The sequence below is a fragment of the Rhodococcus sp. CX genome (assembly GCF_015865005.1).
Lineage (GTDB): Bacteria > Actinomycetota > Actinomycetes > Mycobacteriales > Mycobacteriaceae > Rhodococcus.
This window is the reverse complement of record NZ_JADZGH010000251.1, coordinates 65,132-73,555: the sequence shown is the minus strand read 5'-3', so window position 1 is coordinate 73,555 and position 8,424 is coordinate 65,132. Positions and strand designations below refer to the sequence as shown.

Annotated in this window: 8 protein-coding genes; 2 read left to right on the top strand and 6 right to left on the bottom strand. The window is 68.3% G+C overall.

Annotation, left to right across the window (positions count from 1 at the left end; all coding sequences use genetic code 11):
* A partial coding sequence (locus tag I0Q12_RS27195) for a cellulase family glycosylhydrolase (protein WP_197256491.1) occupies positions 1-936 on the top strand: 936 nt, incomplete at its 5' end.
* 12 nt (positions 937-948) lie between these two features.
* On the opposite strand, the gene I0Q12_RS27190 is transcribed toward I0Q12_RS27195, so the two are convergent.
* Entirely contained in the window at positions 949-2,007 is a 1,059-nt protein-coding gene (locus tag I0Q12_RS27190; RefSeq protein ID WP_197256489.1) for a GNAT family N-acetyltransferase, read from the bottom strand.
* A 291-nt stretch (positions 2,008-2,298) separates the two neighbouring features.
* Here I0Q12_RS27190 and I0Q12_RS27185 point away from each other — a divergent pair, with 291 nt between their 5' ends.
* Entirely contained in the window at positions 2,299-3,426 is a 1,128-nt protein-coding gene (locus I0Q12_RS27185) for a cellulase family glycosylhydrolase (protein ID WP_197256488.1), read from the top strand.
* A gap of 3 nt (positions 3,427-3,429) precedes the next feature.
* Here I0Q12_RS27185 and I0Q12_RS27180 read toward each other — a convergent pair whose 3' ends face one another.
* The 5 genes from I0Q12_RS27180 to I0Q12_RS27160 all read right to left on the bottom strand — a co-directional run.
* Positions 3,430-5,031, bottom strand: coding sequence for a hypothetical protein (locus I0Q12_RS27180; RefSeq protein WP_197256487.1), 1,602 nt, complete (start codon positions 5,029-5,031; stop codon positions 3,430-3,432).
* A 100-nt stretch (positions 5,032-5,131) separates the two neighbouring features.
* Positions 5,132-5,755 carry a hypothetical protein gene (locus I0Q12_RS27175; RefSeq protein WP_197256486.1) on the bottom strand — a complete coding sequence of 208 codons (624 nt, stop codon included), beginning with the start codon at positions 5,753-5,755 and terminating at the stop codon, positions 5,132-5,134.
* Positions 5,756-5,886: 131 nt separating this feature from the next.
* Entirely contained in the window at positions 5,887-6,177 is a 291-nt protein-coding gene (locus I0Q12_RS27170) for a SelT/SelW/SelH family protein (protein ID WP_197256485.1), read from the bottom strand.
* A 210-nt stretch (positions 6,178-6,387) separates the two neighbouring features.
* On the bottom strand, positions 6,388-6,546 hold the full coding sequence (locus I0Q12_RS27165) for a hypothetical protein (RefSeq protein ID WP_197256484.1): 159 nt from the start codon (positions 6,544-6,546) through the stop codon (positions 6,388-6,390).
* 110 nt (positions 6,547-6,656) lie between these two features.
* The coding region (locus I0Q12_RS27160) for a DNA/RNA non-specific endonuclease (protein ID WP_197256483.1) at positions 6,657-8,424 on the bottom strand (1,768 nt) is incomplete at its 5' end.

Here is an 8,424-nt window from a genome sequence, read left to right as displayed (position 1 = left end):
GACGCGATGCCCGCCGACCGTCTCGAGCGGTATCTCGACCTCGTCGAGGCGTCCGGCGCCCGCTGGATCCGCTTCGACGTGGACTGGTCGACGATCGAACCGGAACGCGGCCGGAGCGATTGGAACGGTGTCGATCGGGTCGTGGCCGCGGCCACCGAACGCGGATTGCAGGTGCTCGGTCTGATCACCAACACCCCCGCGTGGGCACGCGTCGACGAGGCGGGGAACGACTCGCACGGCCGTCCCTCCGATCCCGCCGAGTTCGGCCGCTTCGCCGGGGATGCCGCGGCCCGGTACGCGGGTACGGTGCGCCACTGGGAGATCTGGAACGAGCCGAACCTGACGCAGTTCTTCACGCCCGCACCGGATGTCGAACAGTATGCGAGGCTTCTCTCCGCCGCGGCGGCCACGATCCGGGCCGCAGCACCGGAGGCGGTGATCGTCACCGGCGGGTTGTCCCCCGCCACCGACGACGGCACCGACATCAGCCCCACAACGTTCCTCGACGAGCTGTACGGCCTGGGCGTCGAAGACGACTTCGATGCCGTGGGCATGCATCCGTACAGCTATCCGGCACTGCCCTCCGACGCCGGAACGCGGCGCTGGAACGCCTACTACCGCATGCGGAACCTGCACGCCGTCATGGCGGATCACGACGACGGGGACACCCGGATCTGGGCCACCGAGTTCGGGGCGCCGACCGGTTCGGGCGAGGACAGCGTGTCCCCCGGCGAGCAGGCCGAGATCCTGCGCGACGGCATCAACGAGCAGCGGCGGCTGCCGTTCGTCGACAAACTGTTCGTCTACAGTCTCGTCGATCGCGGGACCGATGCCGCCGACCGCGAGCAGAACTTCGGCATCGTCGACCACGATCTCGATCCGAAACCCGCGATGGCCGTGGTGCAGCGCGCCGCATCGACCCCGGGATGCATCTGAAGCCGTTGACGGTCAGTGTATTTCGATTACGGATCGAAGCGGGCGGATCCGGTCGGCGGCGCGGTCGGCGACGTCGAGCGTCCACCGGTGCAACGGCCGGCCCCGCGGGGTGGCGGTGACCGTGACCGCGTCGTATCCCCCGTTGGCCCAACGGGATTTGAATTCCGACGTTCCGAGCAGGTAATCGAATCGGGTGATGCCCAGGTCGTCGTGGTGATCGGCGAGCCACCGATGCAGCAGGTGTCCTGGTCGCAGGTGCGCAACGTCGGGATCGAACCGGGCCATCCACATCTCCGCGGTGCTACCGGTGCGGAACATGATCTCGTGCGCGACCCAGCGGTCGCCGACGATCAGACCCGCGACGAGCAGCGACCCGGCGCGCGCTTCTGCCTCCAGGAACGGCCGGGTGAACGCTGCGATCGGCGGGGCACAGAAGTCGACGCGGCCGCTGTCGGCGTCGGCGCGGGCGGCGACGCCGGCGATGTCCGGCCATCGCCGGGCAAGATCCGCCGGTTCCGTGACCACCTCGACGGACGCCGGGGTGCCGGCCTTCTCCAGCGATCGTTCGATGCGCCGGAGCGCCTTGAGGGTTTTCTTTCCGCGCAACGCAGCCGCAGTCTGTCCGGGTTCGAGATCGATGGTCAGGCAGTGATCGTCGATGTATGCGTCGACGTGCCAGCAGTTCGATCTGCGGAGGGCCACGATGAGGGGGTCCGTCGATTCCAGATGTGTCAGTTGCAGCGGAATCCGCCGGGTGGCGAGGGCATCGACCAATTCGTTCAGCGCGTCGTCGTCCTCGGCGAGCACCCCACCGATGGTCGCGAGACCGTGCCCGAGAACCCGGTACGCACGGACACCGAGACGACTCCGGCTGTGCAGCGGTGCCACCGCGACGAGACGTCCGTGGCGGCGGACGGCGCACACCGCGAGGCGTCCGCGGCCGAGGGCGCGGAACCACGTCAATGCGTAGGACGGACGGGTCGCCACCCGGTGCGGGATGCGCGCGGTCAGGTCGTGCCAGTCGTCCAGGATCGTCTCGATCGTGGACTCGTCGTGGATCGCGAACGTCATCGAATCATCCCGACGAGGGTCGCTGCACTGCCGCCGGTTCGCGTCTGCCGACAGCCGTGTACGAAAATCGTCGGCAAATACCGGCGGCACGGCCCCTCATGTCGATACATTCTTCCCGATGGCTCTGTTACTGCTGTTACCACTGTGACGGGTGGTAACCGTTGTCACCGATGCCCTCGCCGGGGTATCGGTCCGGGACGCTCGTAGGTTACAGGCCGCGGCTCATGCCTGCGCACGCCCGGGTACCGCCAGACGTCCGGACACCGGACGTGACCGGAAGAAGGTATCGCCGTGCGACATTCACGCCTGTTCCGATCCGCAGTGCCGGTGCTCGTCGCCGGATTCCTCGCCGCCACCGTCGCCTGCGCTCCGCCCGCACCGCCTCCACCGACCGGCTGCACCACCTCCGACCTCGGCATTTCCGGTGGCGCACCCATGCTGGGTCTCTCGGATGCCGACCTCAGCCGGGAACTCGACACCATGTGGAACACGGGAATCCGCTGGCTGAGATTCGACATCGACTGGTCCGTCGTGGAAGCCACCCGAGGACAACAGAACTGGTCTGCGATCGATCGGCTCGTCGACCGGGCCCGTGCCCGCGGACTGAATCTGCTCGGCATCGTCACCTACACCCCGGCCTGGGCCCGGGTGGCCGGCACCTCCGATTCGCACGGCCGGCCCGCGGATCCGGCGGCTTTCGCGACCTTCGCGAAGCAGGCCGCGGAGCGCTACAACGGCAGGATCGCCACGTGGGAGATCTGGAACGAACCGAATCTGGTGAACTTCTTCCGGCCCGCCCCGAACCCGGATGCCTACGTGCAGTTGCTGTCCGCCGCAGCGCAGGCCATCCGTTCGGTGCAGCCCGGCGCGATGATCCTCAACGGAGGCCTCGCACCGGCGGTCGACGACGGCACGAACATCGCGCCCACCACCTATGTGCAGCAGCTCTATCAGCGTGGAGCACAACAGTATTTCGACGCACTGTCCGTCCACCCCTACAGCTGGCCGGCGCTACCGTCCGACGCGAGCACCCAGAGTTGGAACACCTTCTACCGCATGCGGTTCATGCGGGACACGATGGTGCAGTACGGCGACTCGGCCACCGAGATCTGGGCGACCGAATTCGGCGCACCGACGGGCCGGGCGAGCGACGCGGTGAGCGCACAACGGCAGGCGGACATCATCCGCGACGGCATCGCGGAGGCACGCCGGCTCGGGTACGTCGACAAGGTGTTCGTGTACACGCTGCGCAACCACGGCACCAACCTGTCCGACCGCGAACAGAACTTCGGTTTGCTCGAGTACAACTTCACCGCGAAACCGTCTCTGGCTGTGGTGCAATCGGCCGCAACCGCATGCACCGGGGTTTCCGACATCCTCGACTCGGAGCCCACGACGCCACCCCCGGTCGTGTCGTAACCGTCAGCGGCCCCACGAGTCCGGGGGCGTACCCGGTCCGCGCGGATCGTCGTGCACGATCTGTGCACCGAGTTCGGCCCTGTCCTGCTGTGTAGGGTGTCCGTTGCCCTGACCCGGGTACGGCATCGGAATCTGCTGGCCGTAGGGCGCAGGGGCCCTCCAGGTCTCGGGAGGCCGGGACGTGCGCCAGACCTGTTCGACGCTCGCGGGCGTGCTCGGCGGACGGCTCTCTGCCCAACCCGGTGCGGCCGGCGCCACGGGGGAAGCCGGGACGTTCCGTGCCGCCGGTTCCGCCGGGGTCGGCGTCGGAACCGGGGTCGGGGTCGGCGTCGGAACCGGGGTCGGGGCGACGGACGTGTCTGTGGCACGCCGAGCACCTGAGGAGCGGAGAGAACCTGGGGCGCGCAGTGAACCCAGTGCACCGAACAGGCTTCCGCGCGGTCCCGCCGCGAGCAGCACGAGTCGGGTGGGCACCTCGATCTCGGCCAGGGCGCGCACTGCGTCCTCGACGGCTGCGCGCTCGCTCTCGGCGGCTGCGACCACGACCACCGCGAGCGCCAGTTCGTCGGTCGGGACCGACTGCCACCAGCGGTCGGTCAACGCGGCCCGCGTGATCCGGTCCGCGGCGGCACCGGTGAAGCTCCGCGGGTCCGACTGCACTCCGGCGCCCGCGAGGATCAGGATCGACTCACTCAGGGAGGCACGCTGATTCACCATGACGGTGGTGTCCAGCGGCAGGCCGAGGGCGTCGGTGTGTTCGATCTGCAGTGCGGTCCGGTAGCGGCGGGACAGCCGCCGCGCCCATTCCGGGCTGTTGGTGGTGCCGCGGCGACCGCTCAGCGCCACCAGGGCCTCGGCGGCGGCGAGGAACAACGCGAGGAACGCGACCATCGCCTCGGCGGCCGGCTTCGGTGACACCTTCTCGCCGCTGCTGTTCGGCGACGCCAGCAGTTGCAGCTGGGTACTTCCGAAGCTGGCGCGGAGCTGACGCTGTTCGTCGATTCGCGCGTCGATCTCACCCTGCAACGCCGCATACGCCGGGGACTCCGGGTCGAGGCTCGCGAGTTCGGCACGCCGGTCCGCGATGGTCGTGTCGAGCCCGGCCACGCTCGCGTCGACGGCGGCCCGGTTCCGCCCGGACTGCACCCGGTCGAGCGAGGTCACGACGATTCCGGTGAGCTCGTCGGCCTCGGCCTGGGAGTCCGCAGTGGCGTTCACGATCAGCAGTGTGGGCGACGGACCGGGCGAAACCTCGATGTGGCCCTCGACGGTCGCCGCATCCCAGCCCTCACCCATCGCCTCCCCGATGAGCGCGACCACCTCGGAGTCCGAGGACAGTGCGACGTAGGGCGCGGTGAGCTGCCCGAGGTTCGCGTCGCCGCCGTACATCGGGGAGGTGCTGCGGATCTCCGCCACCACCCGGGACTCGTAGACGCCCGGTCCGCTGTCGCGCACGACGAAGACGAGCGCGGCGCCGACCGCTGCGATCAGGAACGCGGGCAGGGCAACGCGAGCGAGATCCCGGAGGTGCCCCAGCAGGTCGAACGATGGGGGAACACCGAGTTCACGACGCAACTGTGCGTCGCGGATGCTTCCTTCTGACACTGGGGACCTCTCCCGCACCGATCCGGACAAACCATGCCAACGCTACGTCGGGCGACGTTCGCCGAATGTTACGTGGCCGGGATCGGCGCGGTACCGGGGATCAGGCGATCCCGACGAGGGTGGACAGCGCCTGCAGACCCTCCGTCACCAGTGCCACCGGGCCGGCCGGCGCCTGCGGAGCAGCAGGTGCCGGCGGCACGGCCGGTGCTGCGCCTCCCGAGGCCGGACTGCTCTGCGACGGCGAGGTCGCGGCAGATTCGCCGGGCACCGTCACGGTGATCGGGGAGACGAACGGCCGTCCCGACGGGCCGAAGATGTTCTCCCACCTTTTGCCCTCGGCGTCCTGGCAACCCCAGAAGACGTCGTAGGTCCCGGGCGTGATGGCACGCGGACCCGCCGAAACCGGACCGTTCTCACCGACGTACGTGGCAGCCGAGGTGCTGGTGTTCGTGATCGAGAAACTCGAGCCTGCCGGCTGGGCATCACGGCGTCCCGACGGCTCCGCCGCGTCCAGAGTGCCCTGCTGGGCGACGACGTAGGTGATGCAAGTGACGCCGAGCGCGACGTCGACGCCGCGGAAATCGAAATCGACCCGCACCGCGCCGGGCTGCGCGGATACCGAGACGTCGGGTGCGCCCGCTGCGGTCGCTGTGGCGGGTGCGAGCACCGCAATCGTCGCGGCTCCCAGCGCTGTCACAGCAGCACTCTTCGCGAACATGGTCATGGGTATGTCCTCCCCTTGCTTCCCTGTGCATGTCGGTGGCCGCACCGCGATTCGCGGTCTCCCTGAACGGCCCACCTGATGGATGGTGCGTACCCACGCTAACGGTCTCGGGGCGGAACAGCCGGGAGGCTCTAGGCGCGCGTCGGCCGGTCCCCGTGCCCGAGATCACGATCGGGATCGACGACGTCACGCACCCGCTGCTTCAGGGTGACGATGTCGGGAAAGCCCCCGTCCCGTTTGCGATCCCACACGAGCTGCGTGTCCGCGGTCACCTGGAAGATTCCACCCGTGCCGGGAATCAGTGCTACCTCACCGAGATCGCAACCGAAGGTGTTCAGGAGTTCCTGCGCCATCCATCCGGCACGCAGCAGCCATTGACACTGCGTGCAGTACGTGATGGTGATCCGCGGTCCCGTCGTCATGTCGCGAGGATATCGACCCGAACGGTCGTTACGCGCGCCGGAAAGGCGAAACCCCGCCGACAGTGGTGGGGGGGTCGGCGGGGTCTCTGCAGACCGGTGATGGGGGGACGACCAGCCTGCGCGGCCGCCCACGCAGGGGGGTTGGAGGACGACCGCAGTGGACAGTAGCGATAAAGATCGTTACTCGCTAGTACAAACGATTTCGGCGTGTCAGCTCAATTCCGTATGTGAGCCGTCCCGCTGGCTGCGCTGAATCTCGACGATCTGCTCCTCCACGTCGGCACGGCGGAGAATGCGCCCGATGATCAGCGCGGCGGCCACCGCCACCATCACCCACACCGCGACGCCTATGGCGATCCACCACCACATGACCGATATTGTCCCCGATAACCGGAACCGGGCCAACCATTGCCCCGTCGCAGCGGAGCGACGGGGCAATGATCGGGCGGTCGGTCACAGACCGCACTCCCGGATCGGGGTCACAGGATCAGATCCTGGGGTCGCAGCAGTTCGCGGGCCGAGACACCCGCCTCGATGCGCTCGAGAGGGTCACCGGCGACGTAGGCGTCCAGGCCCAGACCGGTCATCGACGCGATACGCCGCACCGGAACCTGGAAGGTGCGGTAGGCACCGAACGAGAACTCCTCCGGGCCCGCGAGGAACTCGTCGAGCAGCGCGGCCTGGCTGAGCAGATATCCGGTGGCGGACAACGTGCCGTCGGACTTCGTCATCGCCACCACCTTCCAGTACTGGCGGGGCAGGGCGACACCCCGATACAGCGGATCGTCGTCCGCGAGGATCGGCCCCGTCACCACGCTCACCTTCAGATCCCGATTGTCGGCGTTGCCGAGCACGTAGTCCTCGAGCCCGAGCCACAGCGTGCTGCCGGCGTTGAAATCGTGATGCTGCGGGGTGCAGTTGGTGAAATGGAAGGTGTCGTCGTTCGCGGCCTTCGCAAGCGGACCCCACGCCGGATCGAGGCGACGCACGAGATGACCACGGTCGAGCGGATTGTCGCGATAGACCTCCTCCCCCGTCTGTTCGTCGGCGGGGAGACGCGGATCGCGGATCCACCGGTCGCTGTCCCGTCGCGGTTTCTGCGCGAGCCCACCGTCGATGTTGACCGCGGTGAAGAGAGCCAACCGGCGCTGCCGGTGCATGACGACGCTGAAGTGGTGGTAGCGAAGCTCATCGGATGTCACCGAGACCGTGTCACCGGTCACGACCGGAAGCGGCAGCGCCGCGCCGAGGAAGCCGGGGTCGTATCCGTCGCGCCGGCTGTAGTCGGGATCGATGGAGATGGCCTCGGTTATGGACGGTGGAATCGTCGCGTCCGCCCCGGTCGCGCCGACCCGCACAGTGATCTCCACGGCCCGGTCGCGCGGAATCTGCACTGTTACTGCACCATCCGACGATTCCACGGCACCGGGGCGCGACTGCGGGACCGGCCGATCGGTGAGCAGCTCCGGACGTTCGGCGGTGGTCAGCTCCTCGACCAGCGCCCGCTGCTCGGGCGGCAGATCACGGTCGCGGAGGAACTGCAGGATCCGGCTGATCCGCACGCCCTCGTTGAGGAATCCGCCGAACTGGGTCTGCTGCGGTGCCCGCACACTCGCGTGGTGCAACGCGACGACCTCCCACTGGTCGTTGAACACCGGGGAACCGGAGGATCCGGGTTCGGTATCCGCGGAAGAGTGCACGAACATCTCGGGGATGTCGACGATCTTGTTCTCCCGCAACGCAATTTGCTTCTTCTCGCCGCGCGGATGCTGCACGATGGTCACGAACTCGCCGATGACCACCGTGCCCTGGGCCTCGGTCAGGCGGTTGAAGCCGTACTGCGCGAGGACATCCGGCGGCGCGTCGACCGCGACGAGCGCGAAATCCCGTTCCCGGTCGGCGACGAAGAACCGGCCCGGATCCAGCGGCACCGATCGGGGAGTCAGGGGGCGGCCGGCGATGCCGTCCTGGAAGTCGAACTCGACGACGCTCGCCGCCGCGATGACCGCGTCGGGCAGCACGTGATGATTGGTGAGCAGCAGGTGCGGGGAGACCAGGAAGCCGGTGCCGAAGCCGAGCCGTGATCCGTCCGCGCCGAGGATGTGGACGCGGCCGATCGCGCGCGCGGCCGCCACCCCCTCGTCGAGATAGCGCACACCCACGAAATCCGCTGTGTTGATGATCTTTTCGAGCATCGACTCCACGTCCTCGGTCCCGGATCCCAGGATCGCGGGGGCGCGTTCGAGC